Origin of the sequence: Vibrio sp. M250220, from assembly GCF_036533795.1 — a bacterium.
GTDB lineage: Bacteria > Pseudomonadota > Gammaproteobacteria > Enterobacterales > Vibrionaceae > Vibrio.
In genome coordinates this window covers 1-24,157 of the sequence record NZ_JATABI010000048.1, presented here as the reverse complement: position 1 = coordinate 24,157, position 24,157 = coordinate 1, and the positions used below count along the sequence as shown (strand labels likewise).

Annotated in this window: 22 protein-coding genes and 4 pseudogenes; 10 read left to right on the top strand and 16 right to left on the bottom strand. The window is 45.3% G+C overall.

The window, feature by feature from the left end; translation table 11 throughout:
- Positions 1 to 331 precede the first annotated feature (331 nt).
- Both QTN94_RS15790 and lamB read right to left on the bottom strand, forming a co-directional pair.
- A complete protein-coding gene (locus QTN94_RS15790; protein ID WP_331428208.1) occupies positions 332 to 1,228 on the bottom strand; it encodes a MalM family protein in 897 nt (298 codons plus the stop codon).
- An 80-nt stretch (positions 1,229 to 1,308) separates the two neighbouring features.
- Positions 1,309 to 2,604, bottom strand: coding sequence for a maltoporin LamB (lamB, locus tag QTN94_RS15785; protein WP_138972679.1), 1,296 nt, complete (start codon positions 2,602 to 2,604; stop codon positions 1,309 to 1,311).
- Between the two features lie 453 nt (positions 2,605 to 3,057).
- Here lamB and glgX point away from each other — a divergent pair, with 453 nt between their 5' ends.
- A complete protein-coding gene (gene glgX / locus QTN94_RS15780; protein WP_331428215.1) occupies positions 3,058 to 5,007 on the top strand; it encodes a glycogen debranching protein GlgX in 1,950 nt (649 codons plus the stop codon).
- Positions 5,008 to 5,153: 146 nt separating this feature from the next.
- On the top strand, positions 5,154 to 6,923 hold the full coding sequence (locus QTN94_RS15775) for a sensor domain-containing diguanylate cyclase (protein WP_331428207.1): 1,770 nt from the start codon (positions 5,154 to 5,156) through the stop codon (positions 6,921 to 6,923).
- A gap of 36 nt (positions 6,924 to 6,959) precedes the next feature.
- On the opposite strand, the pseudogene QTN94_RS15770 reads toward QTN94_RS15775, so the two are convergent.
- Positions 6,960 to 7,369: pseudogene (locus QTN94_RS15770) on the bottom strand (cupin domain-containing protein); the annotation flags it as partial.
- Here QTN94_RS15770 and QTN94_RS15765 point away from each other — a divergent pair.
- Positions 7,355 to 8,149: pseudogene (locus QTN94_RS15765) on the top strand (benzoate/H(+) symporter BenE family transporter); the annotation flags it as partial. The pseudogenes QTN94_RS15770 and QTN94_RS15765 overlap by 15 nt on opposite strands.
- Positions 8,150 to 8,489: 340 nt before the next feature.
- Here the strand turns inward: QTN94_RS15765 and QTN94_RS15760 are convergent.
- Positions 8,490 to 8,843 (bottom strand): annotated as a pseudogene (locus QTN94_RS15760) (N-acetylneuraminate epimerase); the annotation flags it as partial.
- A gap of 15 nt (positions 8,844 to 8,858) precedes the next feature.
- Here QTN94_RS15760 and QTN94_RS15755 point away from each other — a divergent pair.
- Entirely contained in the window at positions 8,859 to 9,005 is a 147-nt protein-coding gene (locus QTN94_RS15755) for a hypothetical protein (protein ID WP_331428206.1), read from the top strand.
- Between the two features lie 52 nt (positions 9,006 to 9,057).
- Here the strand turns inward: QTN94_RS15755 and QTN94_RS15750 are convergent, their stop codons facing one another.
- From QTN94_RS15750 to QTN94_RS15725, 6 genes are all read right to left on the bottom strand, one after another.
- Positions 9,058 to 9,894 carry a MurR/RpiR family transcriptional regulator gene (locus QTN94_RS15750; protein ID WP_331416824.1) on the bottom strand — a complete coding sequence of 279 codons (837 nt, stop codon included), beginning with the start codon at positions 9,892 to 9,894 and terminating at the stop codon, positions 9,058 to 9,060.
- 88 nt (positions 9,895 to 9,982) lie between these two features.
- Complete coding sequence (locus QTN94_RS15745; RefSeq protein ID WP_331416823.1) at positions 9,983 to 10,852, bottom strand: N-acetylneuraminate lyase; 870 nt, start codon at positions 10,850 to 10,852, stop codon at positions 9,983 to 9,985.
- A gap of 55 nt (positions 10,853 to 10,907) precedes the next feature.
- Positions 10,908 to 11,798, bottom strand: coding sequence for a dihydrodipicolinate synthase family protein (locus QTN94_RS15740; protein ID WP_331428205.1), 891 nt, complete (start codon positions 11,796 to 11,798; stop codon positions 10,908 to 10,910).
- Between the two features lie 27 nt (positions 11,799 to 11,825).
- The gene (gene siaM / locus QTN94_RS15735) at positions 11,826 to 13,109 is read right to left on the bottom strand and encodes a sialic acid TRAP transporter large permease SiaM (protein ID WP_331428204.1); all 1,284 of its coding nucleotides are present in this window, start codon (positions 13,107 to 13,109) and stop codon (positions 11,826 to 11,828) included.
- Positions 13,110 to 13,118: 9 nt separating this feature from the next.
- Positions 13,119 to 13,628: a TRAP transporter small permease gene (locus QTN94_RS15730; RefSeq protein ID WP_443088800.1), complete on the bottom strand. Its 510-nt coding sequence runs from the start codon at positions 13,626 to 13,628 to the stop codon at positions 13,119 to 13,121.
- 64 nt (positions 13,629 to 13,692) lie between these two features.
- On the bottom strand, positions 13,693 to 14,658 hold the full coding sequence (locus tag QTN94_RS15725; RefSeq protein WP_331416818.1) for a sialic acid TRAP transporter substrate-binding protein SiaP: 966 nt from the start codon (positions 14,656 to 14,658) through the stop codon (positions 13,693 to 13,695).
- A 248-nt stretch (positions 14,659 to 14,906) separates the two neighbouring features.
- Between QTN94_RS15725 and QTN94_RS15720 the strand changes: the two genes are divergently transcribed.
- The 4 genes from QTN94_RS15720 to QTN94_RS15705 all read left to right on the top strand — a co-directional run bounded on the left by QTN94_RS15720 (position 14,907) and on the right by QTN94_RS15705 (position 18,641).
- Positions 14,907 to 15,617, top strand: coding sequence for a putative N-acetylmannosamine-6-phosphate 2-epimerase (locus QTN94_RS15720; protein WP_443088799.1), 711 nt, complete (start codon positions 14,907 to 14,909; stop codon positions 15,615 to 15,617).
- A complete protein-coding gene (locus QTN94_RS15715; RefSeq protein WP_331428203.1) occupies positions 15,605 to 16,468 on the top strand; it encodes an N-acetylmannosamine kinase in 864 nt (287 codons plus the stop codon). Before QTN94_RS15720 ends, QTN94_RS15715 begins: the two co-directional genes overlap by 13 nt.
- Before the next feature lie 3 nt (positions 16,469 to 16,471).
- The gene (gene nagA / locus QTN94_RS15710; protein WP_331428202.1) at positions 16,472 to 17,608 is read left to right on the top strand and encodes an N-acetylglucosamine-6-phosphate deacetylase; all 1,137 of its coding nucleotides are present in this window, start codon (positions 16,472 to 16,474) and stop codon (positions 17,606 to 17,608) included.
- Between the two features lie 166 nt (positions 17,609 to 17,774).
- Positions 17,775 to 18,641, top strand: a complete 867-nt coding sequence (locus tag QTN94_RS15705; protein WP_331428201.1) for a glycerol kinase — start codon at positions 17,775 to 17,777, stop codon at positions 18,639 to 18,641.
- A gap of 258 nt (positions 18,642 to 18,899) precedes the next feature.
- Here the strand turns inward: QTN94_RS15705 and QTN94_RS15700 are convergent, their stop codons facing one another.
- From QTN94_RS15700 to QTN94_RS15680, 5 genes are all read right to left on the bottom strand, one after another.
- Complete coding sequence (locus QTN94_RS15700; protein WP_138972674.1) at positions 18,900 to 19,328, bottom strand: YccF domain-containing protein; 429 nt, start codon at positions 19,326 to 19,328, stop codon at positions 18,900 to 18,902.
- A gap of 142 nt (positions 19,329 to 19,470) precedes the next feature.
- A complete protein-coding gene (locus QTN94_RS15695) occupies positions 19,471 to 20,199 on the bottom strand; it encodes a sulfite exporter TauE/SafE family protein (RefSeq protein ID WP_269375809.1) in 729 nt (242 codons plus the stop codon).
- Positions 20,200 to 20,277: 78 nt separating this feature from the next.
- Positions 20,278 to 21,486, bottom strand: a complete 1,209-nt coding sequence (locus tag QTN94_RS15690; protein WP_331416814.1) for an MFS transporter — start codon at positions 21,484 to 21,486, stop codon at positions 20,278 to 20,280.
- Positions 21,487 to 21,495: 9 nt separating this feature from the next.
- A complete protein-coding gene (locus QTN94_RS15685) occupies positions 21,496 to 21,675 on the bottom strand; it encodes a hypothetical protein (protein WP_331428200.1) in 180 nt (59 codons plus the stop codon).
- 96 nt (positions 21,676 to 21,771) lie between these two features.
- The gene (locus QTN94_RS15680) at positions 21,772 to 22,182 is read right to left on the bottom strand and encodes a rhodanese-like domain-containing protein (protein WP_331428199.1); all 411 of its coding nucleotides are present in this window, start codon (positions 22,180 to 22,182) and stop codon (positions 21,772 to 21,774) included.
- Between the two features lie 123 nt (positions 22,183 to 22,305).
- Here QTN94_RS15680 and QTN94_RS15675 point away from each other — a divergent pair, with 123 nt between their 5' ends.
- Positions 22,306 to 23,244 (top strand): helix-turn-helix domain-containing protein, encoded by a 939-nt coding sequence (locus QTN94_RS15675; RefSeq protein ID WP_331416811.1) that lies wholly within the window; start codon positions 22,306 to 22,308, stop codon positions 23,242 to 23,244.
- 196 nt (positions 23,245 to 23,440) lie between these two features.
- On the opposite strand, the pseudogene QTN94_RS15670 reads toward QTN94_RS15675, so the two are convergent.
- Positions 23,441 to 23,958 (bottom strand): annotated as a pseudogene (locus QTN94_RS15670) (YdcF family protein); the annotation flags it as partial.
- Positions 23,959 to 24,020: 62 nt separating this feature from the next.
- On the opposite strand from QTN94_RS15670, the gene QTN94_RS15665 reads away from it, so the two are divergent.
- On the top strand, positions 24,021 to 24,157 hold a 137-nt coding region (locus QTN94_RS15665; protein WP_331428214.1), incomplete at its 3' end, for a transposase.

Sequence of the window (24,157 nt, the reverse complement as noted above, 5' to 3'; positions counted from 1 at the left end):
GAATTTCAAAAATTTAAGTGCAACTGAATGCTTAATCGGTGATTTATTTTGTCACAACGTCACTTCAAAAAAAATAATCAGCAGTTAAGCATATAAATTATTTAAACTTTCTACTTCGCGATCATCATTTACATCAATTGGCGATCAAGATCACATTTTTATAAATTAATGGGAACTTTTCATAAACCGCCAAGTAATAAGCGTATCGAAAAATGCCCATGAATAGACCAACGGAAAACATTTAAGAGAGAAAAGGATAAGAGAAATGAAATAAAACACCCCGCCAATCATTATTTAACGGGGTGTCGAGAAGGTGAGAGATTATTCGCTGCTATCTTGCATTAACGGCTTTAATAAAGACTTGCTGAGCACCTTCAACATTGAGAGCCTTTGCTTCTTCGAGTAGCGCAAGTGCTTTGTCTAACATGCCAACTTTCACCGCGTTTTCGATACTAGTCAGATAAAATTGCTGCTGTTCAACCGAAAGCGACAATGAGGCATCACTTGAAGCAACAACCGAGCGAGTCGCCGTGCTCTGTTTCTCTTGAGCAGCTAACTCGCCTTTGAACTTCTGTTGGGCAGTATCCGTGCTGGAAACCGTCAGCGGTTCTTCAACAACAACTGCACTGTCAACTTTCGTGACAATACTCAATAGCCCATGCTGAGCATGAGGAATGATAGGGTTTGGAACGTCTGGTGGGTAATTACCACGTGCAATCGCATCAAGCTTAACGGGATGAAGGATTTCCGACTTTCCTTTGGTCAACTCAGGAGTAGTGTAAATTAGTAACTTAACGCGTTGCTGCCCTACTGGCTGGATAGTGATCTCTGTGGTCAGTCTATCGCCTTCTAAACCGTAGGCATGTTTATACTCGAAATCTTCTGTGCTGAATGCTTTTAATACTTGGTTATTTTCATTCAAAAGCAGAGCATTTGGATAGAAAACACTCTTTTTGAAATGGCTAATAATTTCGAGTTCAAGTTCTTTTCCTTGAGTATTAATATCGAAAGCCGCTATTGGACTAACACCCGTAGGAAATTGATAATTCTGGTTCTTTTCATCAATTGAGAAGTTAATTCGCTTGGTTGGCTCAACTTTAACCCATTCTATCTCTGAATAAGATTCAGCGACTTGAGATACATTTTGAGTATCAAATACAACCGTTTCTGTTGCCGTACAGCCTAACAGGGCCATACTAATTGCGCAGCCTAGAACTAAATGCTTCATCTAAACCTCTCCACTGAACGAAAAAAGCCGACTTAAGTAAGCCGGCTATTACTTAGGACTTATAGGACTCGGAAACTATATTACCACCAAGCTTCCATTTGAATACCAACGCTGAACTCAGAATCGTCAGTACCTTTTGCAAAGCTGTCTGCTTCATGATCCATGAAGTAAGAACCGTAAACACGGATTTCAGGACGAGCCCAGAAGCTAGAGCCTGCAGACCATGCTTGAGCAACAGTCAACTTAGAACCTGATGCGTCCTTGGTTGTTCCGCTTTTCTTAGTTTCATCAGCGAAGTAACCTGCTTCAAATACAGTTTTCATGTTTTCATCCCATTTGTACACTGGACGAACAACCGCATTGTAAGCTGTGATATCACCATCGTTAGTATCAGATGCTTGAGCGTACATTACTACATGACCTAGTTCCCATGACTCACCTAGACCTGTTACACCCCAGTTGATGATACGGAAACCATCAGCATCGTTGTTTCCACCTTTGCGGTCATACCAACCACCGCCACCGTACGTAGCCATTTGCTTACCGTATGATGCAGTACCGTACTGAAGAACAGTCTGGTTGAAGCCGTTAGATAAACCTTGACCAATCACCGCAGTTAAAAGAACGCCATCATCAGCTTGAACATTTTGGTTCTTCGCTTCAGAAGCAAAATCGTAAGCAACCGCTAGCTCTAGGTTAGCATTTTCCCACAAGTTGATACCTGCGTAACGAAGGTCCAATGTGTAGCCAGAAACGGTTTCGTCTTTCGTTTGAGCTTCAGACTTGTAACACGCATCAGTACTTGGTTTACCATCACAGCCAGCTAGATCTTTGTCAAAAACATAAGCCGTGCCATCATCAACTGTCTGAGTACCATCATCGTGCATTACAGCTACAGATAGTTTACCGCCGCCAACTGACAGATTTTCGATACCGCCACCAGCACCACCAGACGTGTCTAGGAAGTAGAAGTCTGTGATATGGATATCTTTACGTTGGTAGTAACGTTGACCAGCCCAAAGTACAGCTTCTTTATCTGACTCGAAAAGACCTTTAGCTTGAACATTCATAACACGTAGAGCGTTAGAATTGCCTTCCCAGTTATTGTTACCAGCCTGACCGTATGCAACCAATGTTTCTAGGTTGAACGTTACGTCGTCTTTGTTGTACAACTCAGCGTTAAGACCAATTTCTGCATATAGGTCGTCTTCATTGCCTAGACGGCCTACTTTATTCTTTTCATAAGTGACATGAGAACCTTCACCGCTCAGACCTACACCACCACGCGCATAACCATGGAAGTCCACGTCGGCTGCGAATGCGCCAGCAGATAAAGTCGTCGCCACTGCAGCAGCAATTAAACTTACTTTTTTCATTATTAACTCCATTTAGGGATTATTATTCTTTGGCTCTCTTCTTGGCTCACTCTGTAAAGGCAGAAACAGATCGTTAATAAAAGAGAGGTAAGATGGGAGTCAGGCTAGAGGCCTTGTCCCCGTTTGTTTCAACTGCTGCAAGATTAACGGGGGAGTAGAAATGGCAACTCATCCAGATGAAAAATAGTTAGGGGGGATGAGAAAGGATGAGAAAGGATGAGAAATCATACCGGACAATGTTTTTTAGGCTTCAATCACAAAAATTAGGGTGAGAAATAACTTTCTGACAAAAATATCTCGCGCCAAATGTTAGATAGCTCACTTAACCACGCCAGAGCGTCATAATTATGAAATAAAATTACAATCATTATTTTTGTCAAAGGCGCTTGACCAATTCATTGCAAAACTATTTACTAAAGATCAAACGATAAATTATTTTAATAAGTCATGATGATGCAGTGCTCCCGTCCCTATCCTCTAGGTGCCACCCTTAGCACCGAAGGATGTAATTTCTCTATCTTTGCTCCTGATGCGAAATCTATTCAGCTTGCGCTGTTTGATGAAAAGGATCAGATCACCACCTATCCTTTGGACGGAGAGTACGCGGGCATACGCTTCACCTTTGTTCCGCACATTCGCAAAGGCCAAAAGTATGCGTATGTGGTGCAGCGCAACGGTAAGCCACATCTGATTTCAGATCCGTATGCCAAAGGCTTAGAAAAACCACTGTTTTATCAAGTGCCATTCAACAGCGAACAGAGCTTTGCTCTGGCAAAATGTGTGGTTGTCGATGACAGTTTTGACTGGCAGGGAGTGGAGAGCCCACGCAGACCTCGTGACGAAATGGTCCTGTTTGAAACGCACGTAAAAGGCGTATCAAAGCTGCATCCACAAGTCGAAGAGCGTCACAAAGGGCGCTATCTGGGCTTAGTCAGTGATGCGATGCTCGATTTCTATAAACAACAGAACATCAATACACTCCAGCTACTCCCTGTCGCCGCCTGCATGCACGAGCCACACCTGTTGAACATGGATAAGGTCAACTACTGGGGATATAACCCTTACCTATTCATGGTGCCAGACCCTAGATATGCGGCTCACGATGCTGTCACGGAACTAAAAACCGCTATCCGTGAATTACATCGAAACGGGATCGAAGTGATTCTCGATGTGGTCTATAACCACACCGCCGAAGGTGGCGCTGATGGCCCAATCTTTAACTTAAAAGCTTTAGACAAGCGATATTACTTTAAACAGGGCGATCACTACACCAACTATACAGGCTGTGGCAATACACTCGATTTATCCTATCAGGCAAGTTTGAATCTGGTCATGGATACGCTGCGCTATTGGGTTAGCGAATATAAAATCGACGGATTCCGCTTTGATCTAGCCGCCACACTCGGTCGCAACGGTGAACACTTTAGCCCTGAAGCTGCGTTCTTTAAAGCCGTCGCTCAAGACCCGATTCTGAAAGAAGTAAAACTGATCGCAGAGCCTTGGGATATTGGTCCTAACGGTTATCAGGTAGGAAACTTTCCGTTTGGTTGGAATGAATGTAATGACCGTTTGCGCGATATCACGCGAAGCTTTTGGCGTGGTGATCAAGGATTTCTAAAGGAGTTTGCCACTCGAATAATGGGGTCACGAGATCTCTACAGTGCCGCTAACTGGCCGTATAAACTGACGGTCAATTACATCACATACCATGACGGTTTCTGTATGCAGGATCTTGTCTCGTACAAGCACAAGCACAATGAGGCCAATGGGGAGCAGAACCGTGATGGACACGGTGACAACCGTTCGGATAACTATGGTGTTGAAGGTAAGAGCGACAATCCGGTGATCATAGAGAAGCGTGAAAAGCAGAAGCGTAACTTTATGGCCAGCCTGCTGTTTGCTTTTGGTATTCCACATATTCTGACCGCCGACGTTCTTTCCCATACTCAAAATGGCAACAACAACGCGTATTGTCAGGATAACGAGTTAAGCTGGATTAACTGGCATACAACCCCAGACAAAGAGAGTTTCAAGTCGTGGTTAGCCGATATGGTAAAAGCTCGCCAGCAATATATGGTGCCATTTATTCGTGCTTTCAGTGGTGCAAAACGCAATAACAACCGTATTTTCTGGCGCAGAATTGATGGCAGTTTCATGGAACACGATGATTGGAATCGCCTCAGTTCAGTCGCCTTGCATCTGGGCATTGGCAAACATGGTGATGAGTTGTTCTACTGTATCAACCAAACCAATGCGCCCGCTCGATTTACGCTTCCAGAGACTAATGGCAAAGAGTGGGTAATGGTGTGCAATACCGACTCACACGAGCTCCATCAAACCATAGATCATAAACAAGCTTTGGTGGCCCCTGCATCTTTAGCCATCTTCCACTTAAAAGCCTGATGATCAATCTAGCGATATAGTGATATGTCGCTAATTTTTAACACTTTTCCTACAAAAAATCTGGACTTGTGTTGATTGATGTGAATATTAAATCAGTTTAAACTATCGGCCATCATCCGTTCCCCTAAAACATCAGTTGGCAATCCATGGCATTACCCAAGTTGGTAATTCGAACCTTAAGACCGTACATCATTCTATTAGTTATAGGTATGGTCTATGCTGCTTTTCAGCAACTTAAACAGTCGGAATACAATGCTTACCAGCAATCATTTGTGAATATAAAAACCGCTTCCGACTTAGTATCTTCACAACTCGAAGCAGCCTCCAGTAAACTGTTTCTCTTAGCGGATTCGTCTAACGAGGAGGATTTTGTCTCTACAGCTCAACGTATTCTCAAATATACCCCAGCTTACAGTGATATCATTTACAGAAATAAGCAGCACACCAAATATCAATCAATACAGCACAAAGCGACTTATTCAGAGCAACACTCGGATATCGTTTGGCAACCGCTGGATGAAATCTCTACAAAATTCACCGTGTCCTCTATCTACCCTAAAGCGTCCAATCAATGGGTATTTGCCGTCAGGTATATACCGGATGAGTATCGCGAAATTTGGATAGAATTTGACCTCAGATCTGCCACACAAAGTTTGCGTGCTCTGCGGACATTAGACAGTGGATATGTGTTTGTCGTTGACACCGTTAGCGGAAGGCTGGTTTTCCACCCAGATCCAAAGCGACTAGGTACACCATCAATCAGTTACCTTGCTGGCATTAGTGAGTTGATCAGTAGTGGGCTCTATTTCGGCAAGTATGAATATTATTACCAAGGTCAGTATAAGATGTCCGTCTTTAGTGCTGATAATAAACATAACTGGGTATTTATCGCGGGTACCGATCGAGCCAATATCTTAGCCACTTCTTATCAGTTTGCGCTGTCTGCTATTGTTATTGCCTCACTGATGCTGTTAGCAGTCGCGATTAACTATCTCACGTATCAACTCAACAAAAGTCTTGCACAATTGAATAACCGAGAAAATTTGGCGGACTTTAAACGCTATTTAAAAGCCGTGCTGGATCGTTTCTGTCACCACAAAGGAATGCAGCTATGTTTTTATAATTCGGACTACGGACACTTCACCACGATAGACTATCATGGCAATACAAAAGTCGTGCTGACTGACTCTACTCTGGCTAAGCGCTTTTCTCCGAGTTCGATGAGTTACACAACAAGGCAATATGTCGATCCACTTGCAAAGAAACTGCACATCACGTCTCGACACTATACGATCCCGTTGTTTGACAAAGACAACTTAATTGCAGTGATGTACATCAATGCCAATATACCAACCTACCGCACGATACTGACCATGATCAGAGATTACTCTGAAATCGCCTTGTCTAACCTAATACTTCACCAACAGCTACGAAATAGTGATGTGATGACACACCTAGACAACAAGTTGGCGCTGACGGAGCACATTGAACATAACATTGAGCGTCATGGTTTGTACCTTGCGATGATTGATATCGACCATTTTAAAACCATCAATGACAACATCGGTCACTTAGACGGTGACAAAGTCATTTATCATACCGCCGATTTAATGAGGCGTTGTTTTCCAAAGCCAGGTTCACTCAGCCTGTCTCGATATGGTGGCGAGGAATTCTGTATTTTGTTTCATGCCAATGATGAAAACCACGCCTATGAACAATGTGAACTGCTACGTCAGATGGTGGAACAGTCACGCGTAGAACTGGATGAGTCTGATATCAGCTATACCATTAGCATTGGTATCACCGACAGCCAAATTAGTTCACACAGTACGATAAGCCGAGCCGATAAAGCCTTGTATCAAGCTAAAGGCTTTGGCCGCAATCAAGTGGTCTTGAATACCTTTCAGGAATGTTAACGGGAAGTGGACATGCACTTCCCTACACTACATTCATTACCTCGGATAGCAGACAATATTGTGAAAAACCATACTCTCCGAGACAGCTTGATAGCCATAAGGCTGCTCGCTGTAAAAGCGTAAGCTTTCGCCTTCCTTGAGCGAATGCCATTCTTGATCGAAGTAAATCCTCGCTTCACCTTTGATTACATGTACATGCTCAACGACTCCAGCACTGTGTGCATCAGACATCTGTTGATGATGTTGGGACAAAGTAATCTCGAATACTTCAAGACCGGTATCTTCTTTGTATGGGAACAACGTTTTTACCTTCATGCGCGGATCTTCAGGAAACACCCTATCCGGTGACTGCAAATTAGGATCGTTGGCAAAAAAGCCGAAAAAGAGGTCTCCAAACCACTCGCAATTTTCCAAAGAGTGGCAATCGTAGGGCTTGGTCGATACCTGAAGCGGCGATATTGGTCAGTTCCGCGTCGCAATATTCGTTACCAGCGCTAGTCGCGACCTTTGCTGTAACCGGACTACTGATATTTGTAACTGGTTTAATTTCGCCCCTTTCCAAAGCACTGCAACGTATTCCTTCTCCACTCGCAACCGCAATGTTGGCGGCAATCTTACTGCCTTTCTGTGTGAAAGCATTTGAGCCTGTCATGACCATGCCTATCATCTTTGGAGCAATGTTTTCGGCTTATATTGTCAGCAAACGTTTTGTGCCTAAGTACACCATGCTCTCACAAAATTTGCCGGGTATCGCCATGATGAGAAGTTATCAGTATCAAGCGCCGGTCAAACCCATACTGCTCGGTACTGGGATAACCAATCTCCTATCGGCTCCATTTGGTGGATTCAGTCTCAATCTCGCGGCTATATCAGCCGCACTCTGTATGACTGAAGACGTCGATAGAGATAAAAATGTGCGCTATAAAGCGGTCTTGTGGGCGGAGGGCTTCTACTTGGTCGCAGGAATACTCGCCTCTTCCGTTGTTGCCTTATTCTTAGCACTTCCACAACAAATCACTTATATGCTGGCGGGCTTCGCCCTACTCGGCACATTACTGATGTGTTTGCAAACTGCGTTTCAGAGTGACAATCTACGTGAACCAGCCCTGTTAACCTTCTTGGTTACTCTTTCAGGAATGAGTCTACTTGGTATTAGCTCGACGCTTTGGGGGCTGTTAGTTGGTGGGTTATATGTGTTTATTATGCGGAAGCGAAAGTCTGACTGACGCTCTGAGCAACATAGTGAGCCATTAACTAAATGATTATTTTCAACAAAGCGTGTTGGTATTGAAGAAGGGCAGCCGTACTTTACACCTGCCCTCAATTTTCAATAAAGTCTCACTACTGACAGCTCAACGCATAGCAACGAGTTTGCGCCTCTCCCAACTTACTTTCACCACCTAGGAGATAGAACGTATCACCCGTGGAGACAGAGACACCATAAGCAACACCTTGGGACAAGGCTCTCTCGCTGTGCCAATTGATACCGTCAAAACGCTAGATACTATTGCTGTAGTGCTTCGTTTACCCTTTATGCGTATACCATTGGTGGTTGTTGAAGTTATTCTGGCTACCTACAAAATACGCCCCGTAGGCGATACCTTGAGGAAGACCATTAACTTCTTGCCATAGGCCATCCTTATGGACATACATCTCTGGGTTAAATGCTTTGCCAAAACCGTTATGAGCAAACATATTGCCATTTTCAAACGCTGCTTTTGCCCCGTGGAAGTTGGCTCCGCCAGCCACAATAATCACACCATTACTTCGTCCCGCAAACGCTTCGGCAACCCCCTCCTGAACCTTCCCTGATCTAGGCGCAGGAAGCTCGTGCATACTTTGCCATGGTTGCATTTGGGTAAACTGATACTGCTTCACTTCAGCGGTTCTTAGCCCAGGTTTTATTTCCCCGCTAATCAAAAGAGATGATTTCTAATGTTCATTATTGTTATTTCCTTATCGATGGTCGCCGAACTGGCTGCGTCAGCGAGTGACAAATTAGCCAAGCCTCTGGCCAACATTGGTTATATATCGAACACATTATTGATTAATGAAAAATATTTTCACCAAATGAAAAAATAAAAGCCCACAAAATAGTGAGCTTTAAAATTAGTTGTTTAATATCAGAAAGATACTAACTGTTCATCAACGGAAGAACAACTTCAGCCGTTTCCAATACCGACTCAGTATATTCGGGATAGCTATCAATCAAAGTATTAATCAGCGCATCAACCAACAGCAAAGCGCCAACTTTTGAAGCAAACGCCCCTCCAGTGAGTGGGCCTTCTGGTCGTGCTGCTACAAGCAACTCATCAGATATTGCCGACAACGGGCTATGGCTGATATTTGTTAAAGAGACAACAGGAACATTACGACGATGTGCCTGACTGGCGGCATGGATCACTTCTTTGGTTGAACCAGAGCTTGATACCGAGAACCACAAATCGCCCGCACTGCTGCGACCTGCACTCATCGCCGCTAAATGCGTATCTTCATACATGATGGCTTTCTTACCAATACGTACCAATCGATACGCTAGGTAGCGCCCCACTATGCTCGATGCACCCACACCAACACAGCCAATAAACTGAGCCTTATGGACCAGTTCGCAGATACGACTCAATGATTTACGATCAATCAGCTTGGCAGTATCTTGCAAACTATCAACGGCACTTTGAGCCGAAATATCACAGATATCCCCCTCCATTTGAGGCTGATTTTGGCTTGCGGTCTGACTGAGGTCGACAGCAAGCGCCATTCTGAAATCAGAATAGCCCTTATATCCCAAATCACGACACAGACGTACAACCGTCGCTTCGCTTGTTTGGGTATTACGAGCAAGCTCAGTAATGGTCTGAAACTGTACATCATGTGCATTTTCAAGTACGTAATCCGCAACCAGTGTCAATTTTTTACTCAAAGGTTCGATGTTTGAACGTAATCGAACCAGTAGATTTTTAGGCGAATTCACTACGGCCTCTTCAGATTTATTTGGCTAGGATAAAAGTATCAAACTCAGTGCCTCTTGAACACCAAGAATCGTGTTATCTCGCGATAAGCTAATTGAAATCAAACCTTTCAATTGCATCGGTTATTTTTTGTTTGCTGGCCCCATCAAGGGGTAGAAATGGTTCACGGCATACTCCGTAATCAACACCCAGTTCACCCATCGCATATTTTATGCCCTGATAAACACCGACCTCGAGTAAAACTTCCGTCATACGATTGACTCGTCTCTGTACCGCCATCGCCTGTGTGACTTGGCCTGCACACATCGCTTGATAGATCTCGACATACTGTTTCGACATTACGTTGTAGGTGCTACCAATGCCGCCACTGGCTCCCATTTGCAAACCATTCACCAGCATAGTGTCTTCGCCATGAAAGATACAGCTATCTGGTAAGCAATGGCGCAAGCGTTCAATAAAAAACATATCGTTGGTGGTATGTTTAATACCGATAACATTATCAAGCTTCGACAAATCAATCAGTTCTTGGTGGCTGAAGTTAACGCCTGTTGTACCCGGAATATTGTAGAGCAACAAAGGCAGACGGGAATATCCAGCAATGGTGCGATAATAGTGTTCAACCTCTGCCTTACCAAAGCCGTAGTAGAACGGTGGTGTCGCAGAGATCGCATCATATTCACAAGCCACAGCGCGATCAATCAAGGCTTTAACTTCATACAATGCAATCGCCCCAACATGAGCAATCAAAGCCACACGCCCTTGGTTTGCATTGGCAACCGCTTCCAGTACTTGTTGCCGCTCTTGCACGCTCATCATAAAGCACTCAGCCGAACTTCCTCCTATATAGAATCCGTTCACTCCTTGGCGGATATGATGTTCGACCATCGCTGGTATTTTCTCAAGTTGAAGCTCGCCTTGACTAGAAAACGGCGTCATCAAAGGAAGATAGATCCCCTGCATAATAATCTCCAGATGATTAAGACAAAGTAGGGAGGCGAACCTCCCTATTATTTTTTTAGATGAAGTCAGCGTCGCGTAACTTAGAGCTTACGTCTGCTTTTTGGTTGGCAGTTAAAGAGCGGATCGGCTGGCGAGGATCTCCGGCATCGATGCCATGCAGCTGCATCGCGACTTTACCTGCAGCAACGCCGCCGTATTCAACCAAAACACAGATGATGGCGATAACTTTATCCATCAATGCCGCCACTTCGTCATGCTTACCTTGGTTAAATGCTTCAATAATCTTGAGGTAAAGCGGCGCAGCGTAGTTATAGGTGCTGCCCACGGCACCGACTGCACCAACCGCCAAACCCGCAGGCAAGAACTCATCGACACCGAATGGGATGTCAAATTTTCCACCAGAAACACGGACACAACGTTGATACTCGTAAAGGTCGACATTATTAAACTTGGCACCAGATAAATTTGGGATCCTTTGTTCACCTTTAATCAGGAACTGCTCAAGATCCAGATTTACCCCTGACATACCCGAGTGGTAGTAATAAAAGCCCTTTGAAGGTGCCGCCGCCGCTATCTGAGCGCAATAGTCGACCAAATCATCGACGCTACTAGGTTTAAAGAAACAAGGCCCAATCGCCGAGGTCGCCAAAATATCCAGTGTTTCAGCATGCTCTGTTAAGTTAATGGAATCAACGATACTTAAAGCGCCGGTGTGCAGAATCAGGTCAAGTTTGCCATCTGCCGCTTTAACCCAACGTTCTGCGATCGCTTTTCGTTCTTCAACTGAACAGTGTATGCCTTCGCCGGTAGTACCACAAACGTAAGCGCCCTTTACCCCTTGCTCAATTAACAGTTGAGCAATTTGATCAATTGCAGCAAAGTTCACCTTGTTGTCCACGGTAAAAGGAGTGTGTGGAGCAGCAATCAGGCCAGTTAGTTTTTTCATCTTAATTACCTTAACTTCAAATTGTCATCACTGTCCGTAACCAAGCATTAGCTCAGGCAACAGCAGAGTAAATTGTGGGAATACAGCAACAAGCGCCAATACGATAAAGAGAGGAACCAGCAACGGTAGAACACCGCGAGTCAGAACGTGGAATGGGATATCTCCCACGCGGGATACCACGTAAAGTGCCATGCCCATCGGTGGAGTAAGAATGCCGATCATCAGGTTCAGGATTGCCATTACACCAAAGTGAACTGGGTCAATACCAACCGCCGCAGCAACCGGAACAAGGAATGGAACCAAGAGTAGCAACAGCGCCAATGACTCGATAAAGGTACCAAGGAATAGTAGTAGCAAGTTGATCAGTAGCAGCAGCACCAACGGGTTTTCACTGATTGTCAGGAAGTAATCAGCCAACATCTGCGGTAACTGTTCACGGGCAACGATCCAACCAAATACAGTCACACCCATTACCATTAGAGCGACAACTGCAGTCGTGTTTACCGTCTCTTTAAGAATCTCAACAAAACCACCCAGGGTAAGCTGCTTGTAAACAACAGTACCAAGGAAAAGCGCATACAGAGAAGAGACTACCGCGGCTTCCGTCGGAGTGAACTTACCTGAAAAGATACCGCCAATGATGATTACCGGAGTAAGTAGTGATAAGAAAGCTTCTTTGAATGACGTCAGCTGCTCTTTTCGAGTCGCGCGAGGCAACGTCATATAGCCACGCTTCTTACAGATGAAGTAACTCATCGTCATTAGCGCAATACAACATAATAGACCGGGAATAGCACCTGCGAGGAATAAAGCGCCGATGGACGTATTGGATACCACTCCGTATATCACCAAAGGGACAGAAGGGGGAACTAATGGACCAATGATACAAGAAGCCGCCGTAAGACCACCGGCAAAGTCATCGTGATATTTTGCATCACGCATGGATTTTATTTCTAACTGTCCTAGGCCACCAGCATCTGCCAATGCTGACCCTGACATACCTGAGAACAACAAGCTTGCCATGATATTTACGTGACCAAGGCTACCTGTTATATGACCGACCATGGATTTAGCAAAATTGAAAATTCGCTCAGTAATGCCGGCGCTGTTCATTAAGTGCCCCGTCAAAACGAAGAAAGGCACCGCCAACAAAGTGAAATTATCGATACCACTCAGCATCTGCTGAGCAGCGAAATTTATCCCTGTACTATTGGTTAAAACCAAAAATACTAAGGCAACGAAAATAAGAGAAAAACCTACTGGCATTCCTGCAAATAGCAGCCCTAGCCAGCCAAAAATTGAACCCGCCATATGGAATCCCTACCGCTGAGCTATTTGCGAATCTGTGGAAGATACTGATTGGCTGCAGTTGAACAATTGCTTACCAATACCAACCATTTTCTCCAGCTGTCTGAACACCATAAACACGCCACCAATTGGCAAGCTGTAGTTCATCCAACTGCTCGACACTCCAAGCGTGATCAACTCAAAGAAAGCTGTGCGCTGAACGTGCTGATAACCCAATACAATAATGGCAAAAATCGACACCAGAACCGCGAGCTCAAGCGATAACACCAAGCACAAGCGAGCTTTCTCTGGCAGTTTGTCTGAAAAGAAAGTGATGTTGACATGAGTGCTGCGTTTAATGGCAATGGCACAACCAATCAGCGACATGTACATAAACAGAACCCGGGCGAGTTCTTCACTCCAAAGGGAAGGATCATTGAGCAACCAGCGTGTACCTATCTGCCATGTCAGAACCACTAGCAAAGCAGCCATCAAAGGTACGGTAATGATCTCTTCAATATTATTAATTATCTTACGTAACATCTTGAGCTCCATGGCTGGCCTTTACGGCCAGCCCGAACAAACGAAAATAGCTAACGCTACTCTCTTACATAGCCGCGAGTTTCTTAACGATAGGCTGACCCACCTTATCTTCAAACTCAGCATAGAGTGGCTGCATCGCTTCACGGAAAGGCGCTAAATCGGGATATGTCACGTTAACCCCTTGCTCTTCAAAGAATGAAACCAATTCCGCTTCTTGCTTCTTAACTGAAGCCGTATGCGCTTCACCAGCTTTCATCACCGCGTCTTCGACAATTTTCTTCTCTTTGTCAGACAGTTTTTGCCAAGTGGATTCCGAGATGATCACCATCTGGTCATTGACAATGTGATTGGTCATCGCAAGGTTGCCCTGAACCTCATAGAACTTCATCGTTTTGATCGTTGGTAATGGGTTTTCCTGACCATCTACCGCATTCGTTTGAAGGGCTAAATAAACTTCCGAAAACGCCATTGGTGTTGGTGATGCACCAGACAACTTAGCGTAGTTTAGATTTGGCTTAGCATTAGGTACGCGTAATTTCAGACCTTTGAAGTCTTCAATTGAGTTAAGAGGACGGTTAGAAGTGGTTTCGCGAGTGCCGTTGTACCAAGTATCGAGAGCGCGCCAGTTGAACTTGGACAGCATCTCTTCACGGATTCCAATACCAAAATCTGAATCGAACATACGGCGTAAATGTTCGAAATCACGCGCAACATAAGGCAGTGTCACGGCTTCAGCACGTGGAATCCAAAGACCCATGCGGCCAAACTCTGCGTAAGTAATGTCCAAATCACCCATGCTTAACTGCTGTAGCATCGCGCGGTCATCACCAAGCTGTGCACTCGGATAAAGAGCGAGTTTCAGTTCGCCTTTACTCATCTCCTCCATGGTGTCCGCCAAGAGTTTCGCTGAAGCGTACTCCACAGAGCCGACTGAGGCTTGCATCCCCATTTTCAGTGTTGTAGCGGCTTGTAGACTAGTGGCACAGCTTAGGGCCAGCAGAGCGAGAGTAATCTTATTGATGGCTTTCATATTGTTCCCTTTTTATACGATTTATACCTGGTTTCACCATTTTCAAAAAAAACTTTTATTTTGTTTGAAAAAAATCTTCGTCATGGATTATTATTGCCATGAAGATTATTTTCAAATCAACTTTTTACAAAATGTGATCGCGGACAAAAATTCGCCAGACATATCAATTGGCACACTGATTGGACGAATTGTGACGGTTTCTTTCTCCTTCACTCCGCACTAGCATTACTCAAGTTACGAGGCCCGTTGTGAACACAAAAAGTATAAGTATCAATGAATTAAAGCAGTCTCTGCTCGGTCAAACCGTAGTATCGATACAACCAGTGGTAGGCAGTCCTTTAGAAAACACCGATTTTATCGTCGCCATGGCGGTTGCAGCTGAACAAGCCGGGGCTAAGGCATTTCGTATCGAGGGTGTAAAAAATGTCAAAGCAGTCTCAGCAGCCGTCAGTGTACCAATTATTGGAATAGTGAAACGTGACTTGCAGGACAGTCCTGTCCGCATCACACCTTTTGCCAGTGACGTTGATGACTTAGCTAACGCTGGGGCAACGATCATCGCATTCGACGCCACTGATCGACCACGTCCTGAAAGCAGAGAACATATCGCTCAAGCCATCAAAAATTCAGGTTGTATCGCAATGGCTGACAGTTCTTGTTTTGAAGATGGTGCTTGGGCTCATCAACAAGGAGTGGAAATAATCGGTTCAACATTATCGGGTTACGTTGGAGAGACTGAACCAACAGAACCAGATTTGCAGTTAGTCAAACAGTTTTCACAAGCTGGATTCTTTACAATGGCAGAAGGACGATACAACACACCTGAGTTAGCGGCTAAAGCCATTGAGTGTGGGGCAACGGCAGTGACGGTCGGTTCTGCTATCACTCGTCTTGAAATCGTCACTCAATGGTTTAACTCAGCCACTCAGGCAGCAGGAGCAAAGGAATGCGCACATTAGCAATCGACATCGGAGGGACAAAAATCGCCTTAGGGCTGGTTGAACAAGGCGTGTTAATTGAGCGTAGACAAATCTCGACACCGCTTGTCAACGATGTCGATCTCTTTGCCCACACTCTACTCACGAGCAGCAGTGATTGGGTAAAAGAGTGCGACAATATCGGGATTTCAACCACAGGTTTAGTGACTGAGCTGGGAATAAGTGCCATTAATCCCGATACCCTCGCCTTTCCCGCTCCCTTTCCTTTAGTTCAGGCTATAGAAAAACACGTCAGACTGCCTGTTCAAATGCTGAATGACGCACAGGCCGCTGCATGGTTCGAATATACTCAGTTGGATGATCAAGTGAAAAACATGGCGTTCATTACTGTATCAACCGGAGTGGGTGGTGGGATTATAATCGATGGGAAATTGCATCAAGGTCAGTCCGGACTCGCTGGACATATAGGACATATGTCAGTATCTCTAACCGGCCCTAAATGTGGCTGTGGTCAAATGGGATGTGTTGAAGCTATCGCTTCCGGAACCGCTATCCAAAGAGCGAGCGAACAACGCTTTTCCTCACCAGTATCAAACATTGAACTGTTCGAACAAGCGCAGACCAATGCCGACACCGAAGCGATCATTGACCAAAGCGCACGAGCCATTGCACTACTATGCTGTAACTTAAAAGCATGTTTGGATCTCGATGTCATTGTCTTAGGGGGCGGCATCGGGCTGGCAAAGAACTATATTGCTCGTGTCGATCAAGCGATAAAACGTCGTCCAGCGGTATTTCAAGTGCCTGTTGTGGCAGCCAAAGGCGATTATGACGCCTGCTTACTTGGTGCTGCATTTCAGTTTGGAGAGTAAATCATGACGCTTAAAGCGATATCTGCACCACGAATTTTCGATGGAAATCACTACCACTATAATTGCGCCTTAGTCTGGGAGGAAAACCAGATAGCCTCGATACTCCCTATTGGTGAATTGCCTAATGAAATAGAGCATCAACATTTCCCGACGGGTTTAATCGCCCCTGGATTTATCGATATACAAGTTAATGGTGGTGGCGATGTGATGTTCAACAATGACATTACAACACTCGGAATGGCAACCATATGTCAAGCCCATAGAAAACATGGTACTGCCTATTTACTGCCAACACTCATTAGCTCGACACCTGAAAATATTCAACATGCCCTCAACGCCACGCAGCAGGCGATGGATGAGTCGGTTGCTGGTGTGCTGGGTGTTCATTTAGAGGGGCCGTGGTTAAATAAAGAGAAGAAAGGGGCGCACGATGCCAACTTGTTTTACTCACCAACGGTAGAGCAACTCGAATCATTCCAATGGCCTAAACAAGGCAAGGTTCTGGTCACCGCCGCGATAGAAAATATCGACCGCTCCGCACTACTGTGGATGAAAGAGCATCAGGTTATTCTGTCATGTGGTCACAGCAACGCCAAAGCGGCTCAACTGCCAGATGAAAAACGCTTGCTTATCAATGGTTTTACCCATCTGTTTAATGCAATGTCTCCCTTAGAAGGTCGCGAGCCGGGCGTGGTTGGTACAGCACTCTACTCAGATCATAGCTGGTGCTCGATCATTACTGATGGGATCCATGTTCATCCTCAAAACGTAATGCTTGCTCACAAGGCGAAGCCACAAGGGAAACTGCTGATCGTTACGGATGCAATGGCGACAGTGGGTAGCAAAACCAATCAGTTTGTTCTCGATGGAGAAACGATCAAGGTAGTTAACAATAAACTGGTTAACAGTCGAGGCAGTTTGGCGGGAGCCCATATTGGCATGGATCAATCAGTGGCGAATGTCATCCGATGGGGAATTGACGAAGAAGAAGCGTTAAAAATGGCCGCAACCTACCCAGCTCAAGCGCTTCATTGCGACGATCTTGGAATGCTCCAGCCCCATTTCCGTGCGGCCGCAACCATACTGGATGACGACTACCAAAGCCAGGCCGTAATGGTTGACGGGATACTCTATCAATAGTGAGTCAGGAGGGACTCTCCTCCTTGGCTCTGTGCAACTCCCATCAGGCTCTAACGGACACTTTTTAGCGCACTACATTGTCGACAGCAAGTCTATTATTTTCCTATATCTTCTTGATTAAACGGGGCTTTGATTTAACAATAGCATCAATGATAAGGAGAATAGAATGTCAGACAAAATCTCTACCACCGCCTTGGCAAAACAACGTGAAATGGATGCTAAGAAGCTGTTTAGCGACCTTAAAGTTGCAGGGTATATCAATCGCTCAGATGATGGCTGGGTTCTGACAGAGCTTGGGATTAAATTTGGTGGTGAGTACATCGATCATACTAAATTTGGCCAGTTTATTGTTTGGCCAGAAAACCTCCTTATCGATTCCACCGCCACCAGCGGTAAAACCATGAGCGCCACCCAAATTGGTCAACGCTTTTCTCTCAGCGCAAAAAAGGTCAATCAGTTACTACAGGAATTGGGTTGGATCACCAAGGGCGACAATGGCTGGCATGTCACTGCGTCTGGTCTCACTGTAGGCGGTTATCAGCGCGAAGACAAAGAGCGTGAGCAACACTTTGTCGTTTGGCATGACTCGATTGTTCGCAACAAACGTTTGAGACAGTCAGTTGTTGAGTTCTCAGGGCAAGATGCCCAAGCGCACGCTACGGACAAATCGTTGTCGAGTTTCAGACAAAAGTTCGAAGCTAAGCATCGCACGCTAGACGGGCACTATGTGCGCTCTAAAGCAGAACTGATCATCGATAATTGGCTTTACATGAATGGTGTCGTCCATGCCTATGACCGTCAGCTACCGATTGAACAAGATGTACTGAGTGATTTTTATCTGCCAACCGGAAAAGTCTATCTTCAATATTGGGGTGACGACAACGCGACAACTCCAGAAAAACAGCAGCATAAAATTAGAGCCATCTATGAGGAGCATCATTTTGCACTAATAGAGGTGTTCCCTGATGAGATAGACAAGCTGGACGAAGTGCTGCCAGCTAAACTAAAACCTTTTGGTATCAAGGCGTACTAATCGTCGCTCACTGCACCAGCCAATCAACCTGATGCGTGATGCGTGTACTCTCTTCATGCTTGGGCAGCAACAGATAGTATCCACTGCTCAGATTTGACCATAAAAAAACCTAAGCAATCATTTGCTTAACTCATCCCCCGCACTGAATGAATAAAGTTTGAGCGGTTTCTGGTTCGACTTTTCGCCTAATAATCGCCAAAAACAGAAAAGATCCCATTAGGGATCTTTTCTTCAATTACGCCATCAACAGGCTAATTGCTACTTAGAGTATCTTGCTAACGCAGCCTGCTCTTTCGGCACAACGGTTTTACCAATTGGCGCGAGAGAAATGTACGCCAACTTTAAGTGTTGGAGCGCGAAAGGAATGCCAATGATGGTAATAAAACAGGCAACTGCGGACATGATATGTCCTATCGCCAACCAAATACCGGCGAAAACAAACCAGATGATATTACCCACCAGTCCCAACGGGCTGGTACCTATATCTGTCTCATTAGTCAGCTCATCACGAGCAATAGCTTCTTGCCCAAACGGGAAGAAAGAGAAGTTGCCCATAACGAAACACGCTCGTCCCCAAGGGATGCCAATAATACTGATAAACGCCAGCAATCCAAAAAACCACCACATTAAACCCATGACGATACCACCGCATAGGAACCAAATTATGTTTCCAAGTGTTCTTAACACTGACTCTCTCCTTTGTGAAAAACCTTAGCCACTGAGCAATCATCGTACTTCAGTACTAGGAAGGGTGTATAAAATGAGCTTGAACGTGCCTTCCTTACTAGCGACCAGTATCAGGATCGTTCCTTAACCTAACATGAACAGTTTAAGACAAACCCTGCCAGACTGCGGTTGCGCCGCTGATACTACACAACAATAGCGCACCAAAACGAATTTTCTCTTTTGGCAATGAGTGAGTCGTCAACTGAGCGAGCTTGTAACCGATCCAAGCCGCTGGGATGAGTGGCACGCTGATCCAGAGGTGATGGAGTGTCAAAAACCCTGCCGGCATTTGAATAAGCAATGAGATAAACGAACTAAAGACAAAAAACGCAGAAAGATTGCCTCGTAGTTGATTCGCTTCCTGATGTTGCAGCAATAATGCCATTGGAGGGCCGCCTATCGCTGAACTCGTGCCAAAAAAACCGGAGAAAAAGCCAGCGACGCCCATTCGCATTGGCGTCGGCTCGATACGGAATGGGAGCAGGCTCACCACCACCGCGAACAACACCAATAACCCGAGCCAGAGTGTCATCACATCAGTGGACACCATGACTAACAATACGCCACCAGCAATAGACCCCGGAACTCGCCCTATCAACGCCATTTTTAGACCACCAATCTCGACACTCGCACGATGTTTAAGTGCATTGAGTATTGAAATAAACAGAGCCACCAAACAGATAGGCGCGGGGACATAATCAGGTGAAACTAAAATCAACAGTGGCGCAGCAACAATCGCTAAACCAAATCCTATCGCCGTTTGAACAAACGACCCCAAAAAGATAAGAAAAGCAGCAATCAATGCTTCTGACGAGACCCATTCAGCGAACATATAAATAACAAAGATGAGAATTAGAATGAGTCCATCATAATCGAAGTTTGATTAAAACGGACTCACTATTTTCATTTATTACGCAACGGCATAACGTTGTACTGGCTTATCATTAATTGGCAGATGAATCAGCGCAGCAGCAAAAGCCAATACCACAGTCGACCACCAGATTGGCTCATAGGAGCCGTAGTAATCGTAAATACGGCCACCAGCCCAAGCCCCCAAAAAACTCCCTACTTGGTGAGTAAAAAATACCAAGCCGTACAGGGTGGAGAGATATTTGGCTCCAAAGATCTGGCGCACTAGCCCCGACGTCAAAGGCACGGTTCCCAACCAACAAAAGCCAATTGCCCCACCAAATATAACGGCAGTATGTTCAGTAACAGGCAAGGTTACAAAAGCTCCGATCACCAAGGTACGCATGATGTACAGCGCAGCCATTACATGACGCTTATTAAATCGGTCACCCATTACTCCCCAAAAATAGGAGCCAAAGATGTTAAATATACCCACATACGCCAAAGCCATTGCGGCTGCGGAAGCCGGTAATTGCTTGTCAGCAAGGTAGCTTGGCAGGTGAGTGGCGATAAACATAACGTGAAAACCACAAACAAAGAAGCCAAGGTGGATCAACCAATACCCCTTGTGAGAAAACGCCTCTTGCAATGCTTGTTTCAGCGTCTGATTCTCTTCAACACTGCCGACGGACGTAGCTTGCTTCGGCATACTGCTTTTCATAAACAGTGCAAACGCGATCATAGTGCTACACAAAAGAGCAAAAGCTTGAAGCGCGGCTTGCCAACCAAAATCCGTTAGCAAAGCTTGTGCTCCTGGAATCATGGCAAACATACCAAATGAACCCGCCGCCGTAGTCAGGCCAAACGCTTTAGCGGCATGTTCAGCAGGCACGACTTTAGCGACAGCACCCAAAACAATCACATAACTGGTTGCGCTTAAACCTAAGCCCACCAATACCCCAAGAGAAAGGTAAAGCAAGCTAGGCTCCATAGCGATAGAGGTCAGGTATAAACCTAAGCCATAGGCGATGGCACCAAGGATAATGATGCGCTTAGCACCATATCGATCTGATGCCATGCCAACAACCGGTTGAAACACGCCAAATAATAAGTTTTGCAACGCAATGGCAAAACTAAAAAATTCGCGTCCTGTCTGAAAATGTTCAGAAATTGGCATCATAAAGATACCGAAAGATTGTCTAATCCCTAGACAGATAATCAGAATGGCAACACCTAGCCAAACCATAACGGGAAATCGAAAAATACTCATCGCAGTACCTTAGTGATGATGATCATGAGAATGGCTGGCTTGATCGCCTAATGCCTGGTGGCAACCACTATCAACGGCTTGTTGTGCCAACAGATCCAACAAAGTTGGAGAGTGGTGAACAACAATCAGAGACAATATTAGCAACAAGCTCATTCTCACAAGCTGAGCGAAAAGTGATTGAGAAAACATGATTCAAATTCTCAGCGTGGGTTTAAAAAGAGCGCGAAGTGTAAGGATCGACGCGCAATGACATTTGGTCAATTCCACTATGCATTGGCTGCATGTTTACTGCTGTTCAACCAAGCAGGGAACAAGTTCAAACCCTTCATCTAACCAACCCGTAACACCACCAATCATTTTCTTGACCGGCCGTCCTAACTTAGCCAATCGTATCGCTGCTTTTTCCGTCCCATTGCAGTGTGGTCCTGCACAATAGACAACAAACAACGTCTCTGATGGAAACTCAGCCAAGCGCTTCTCATTGAGCCTTGGATGCGGAATGCTGATCGCCCCGTCCACATGTCCTTGTTCAAACAGCACTTCCGCTCTGACATCGACTAAGACAAAATCCTGTAATCCATTGGTCAACGCGTGGTGCACATCCCAGCAATCTGTTTCAAACTTTAGTCGTTGCTCAAAATGAGCCAACGCCTCTTGGCTGTTCGCCGCCGCCACTCTTGATACTGTACTCGACATATTACGTACTCCTTGTGTGATTGATGACAATACTATCTTGCCGTCAAATCGTAGCAGGTGACATTGGCGTAAAAGACAGTTATCGTTAATTTTCAGCCAAGCTGGTTATCTCAAGGAATGAAGATGAAAAAAGTCGCGATCCTCGCCCATACACATGTCACTCTGTTCGAAATGTCGTGTGCGATAGAATTGTTTGCTCTACCAAGACCTGAGTTCGAAAACTGGTACCAAACTGACGTTGTCAATTTGCAAGACAGCGACATTCAGACCACTGGAAACTTGCTGTTTCGCGCTCAATACGTTGAGTCTCTGCAATCTTACGACACGCTGATCATTCCTGGATGGCCCACTTGGGATTACCCGATTCCTGATAGAATCAACCGACAGATCACCTTGTTCATACAAGAAGGTAAGCAAGTACTCACACTATGTTCTGGCTCATTTTTACTAGCACGATTAGGTTTGCTTGATGGAAAAACAGCAACCACACATTGGATGTACGAGCAGAAGTTTCGCCAGCAATTCCCTCTCGTTCACTATCAGCCAGATGTGCTTTACGTCTTTGACGACAACATTGGATGTTCTGCGGGAAGCGCGGCAGCACTCGACCTTGGCCTCGCTGTAATTCGTAGCGACTACGGCTATAACATTGCCAATCAAGTGGCAAAGCGACTGGTGATCTCGGCTCACCGTTTAGGTGGACAAGCACAGTTCGTCGAAACCCCTATGTTAGAAGTACCCAATCAGTTTTCAGCCGCAATCGACTGGGCCAATAGTCAGCTTGATAAAAGCATCACGGTTGACACCCTAGCTGACAAAGCCAATATGTCACGACGCACTTTTGACCGTAAGTTTCGCGCCAGCTTCAACCTATCGCCTAAAGAGTGGCTAACTCAACAACGTATCGAGCGCGCAAAAGGGCTGTTAGAGGGAGAGGCACATTCAATCGAGCGACTCGCGAACATGTCTGGATTTGAAAATGCGACGACCTTACGCCATCACTTTCGTCGTCTTGTTGGAGTGTCACCACAACAGTATCGAGCACAGTTCAATGGCAAGTAGCAGCCACCAAGTCCTCTGTCGCGTGTTCAATTCAAGTAAATCAACTCAGAGTGAACTGGGTTACCAAGATTGGCGTATTGAAGAGATTCCCCCCAGGCGGCAGAGTTTCTCACTCAGTTCATTATCAAAGGGGGTGGCGTTAAGCGTATGGGCATTAAAAAACCAGCCGAAAGAGGCTCTTTAGCGTCCGTGCGGCTTAACGTGATTCAAGTGGGTATGAACGATAGCTCCACATACCATATGTTCTTAAAGCGTCGCGATAGATTCCAAGGAGTTCACTGTTACTGGCTTGTTCAAGCTCTTTAAGTGGCTTGTCTGGGTAACTGACCGTATCAAAAGTAATGTCTTGTGGACCAGTCTGCCAACTAGCAATCTCAAATAGAGTTTGACCACGGCGAACGTGACTTGCGGAGCTAATAATAGTCGCATGTTGAATATTGTGGCGCGCTAGTGCATAGCTACTAAAGAGCGCATTACCCACCGTGCTGGTCGCGTAATTTTCTTCAATAATTCGTTCTTTCTTGATGCCTTTTTCAATTAACCAGTCAGCCATTAGCTTACCTTCGGTCTTATGATTTTTAGGCACGCCACCGGTCAACACAATTAAGGCGTCTGGGTTGTCCTTCGCCATTTGTAATGTCGTTTCTAGGCGCTCGATAAGTATCTGATGCATAGAGCCATCTGGGTTCAATGCAGGTAACCTAATGTGATTACCCCCGACTTTCAGCCATACTAAAAGCGTCTATACTTAATGTATTGTTATAGGAGGGTTTGGTATGCCAAAGAATCAGATTCAATTCCAAGGTGGGATTTCTATTCCTCGATTTCTAAGTCTTTATGGCACAGAAGAACAATGTCAGAAACGCTTATTTTCATTGCGCTGGGAGAATGGCTTCATGTGCCCTAATTGTGG

Excerpts from the sequence above, each read along its gene's own strand:
- QTN94_RS15790 (WP_331428208.1), bottom strand. The coding sequence starts at position 1,228 with ATGAAGCATTTAGTTCTAGGCTGCGCAATTAGTATGGCCCTGTTAGGC.
- lamB (WP_138972679.1), bottom strand. The coding sequence starts at position 2,604 with ATGAAAAAAGTAAGTTTAATTGCTGCTGCAGTGGCGACGACTTTATCT.
- glgX (WP_331428215.1), top strand. The coding sequence starts at position 3,058 with ATGCAGTGCTCCCGTCCCTATCCTCTAGGTGCCACCCTTAGCACCGAA.
- QTN94_RS15775 (WP_331428207.1), top strand. The coding sequence starts at position 5,154 with ATGGCATTACCCAAGTTGGTAATTCGAACCTTAAGACCGTACATCATT.
- QTN94_RS15755 (WP_331428206.1), top strand. The coding sequence starts at position 8,859 with ATGTTCATTATTGTTATTTCCTTATCGATGGTCGCCGAACTGGCTGCG.
- QTN94_RS15745 (WP_331416823.1), bottom strand. The coding sequence starts at position 10,852 with ATGCAGGGGATCTATCTTCCTTTGATGACGCCGTTTTCTAGTCAAGGC.
- QTN94_RS15740 (WP_331428205.1), bottom strand. The coding sequence starts at position 11,798 with ATGAAAAAACTAACTGGCCTGATTGCTGCTCCACACACTCCTTTTACC.
- siaM (WP_331428204.1), bottom strand. The coding sequence starts at position 13,109 with ATGGCGGGTTCAATTTTTGGCTGGCTAGGGCTGCTATTTGCAGGAATG.
- QTN94_RS15730 (WP_443088800.1), bottom strand. The coding sequence starts at position 13,628 with ATGTTACGTAAGATAATTAATAATATTGAAGAGATCATTACCGTACCT.
- QTN94_RS15725 (WP_331416818.1), bottom strand. The coding sequence starts at position 14,658 with ATGAAAGCCATCAATAAGATTACTCTCGCTCTGCTGGCCCTAAGCTGT.
- QTN94_RS15715 (WP_331428203.1), top strand. The coding sequence starts at position 15,605 with ATGCGCACATTAGCAATCGACATCGGAGGGACAAAAATCGCCTTAGGG.
- nagA (WP_331428202.1), top strand. The coding sequence starts at position 16,472 with ATGACGCTTAAAGCGATATCTGCACCACGAATTTTCGATGGAAATCAC.
- QTN94_RS15705 (WP_331428201.1), top strand. The coding sequence starts at position 17,775 with ATGTCAGACAAAATCTCTACCACCGCCTTGGCAAAACAACGTGAAATG.
- QTN94_RS15695 (WP_269375809.1), bottom strand. The coding sequence starts at position 20,199 with ATGTTCGCTGAATGGGTCTCGTCAGAAGCATTGATTGCTGCTTTTCTT.
- QTN94_RS15690 (WP_331416814.1), bottom strand. The coding sequence starts at position 21,486 with ATGAGTATTTTTCGATTTCCCGTTATGGTTTGGCTAGGTGTTGCCATT.
- QTN94_RS15685 (WP_331428200.1), bottom strand. The coding sequence starts at position 21,675 with ATGTTTTCTCAATCACTTTTCGCTCAGCTTGTGAGAATGAGCTTGTTG.
- QTN94_RS15680 (WP_331428199.1), bottom strand. The coding sequence starts at position 22,182 with ATGTCGAGTACAGTATCAAGAGTGGCGGCGGCGAACAGCCAAGAGGCG.
- QTN94_RS15675 (WP_331416811.1), top strand. The coding sequence starts at position 22,306 with ATGAAAAAAGTCGCGATCCTCGCCCATACACATGTCACTCTGTTCGAA.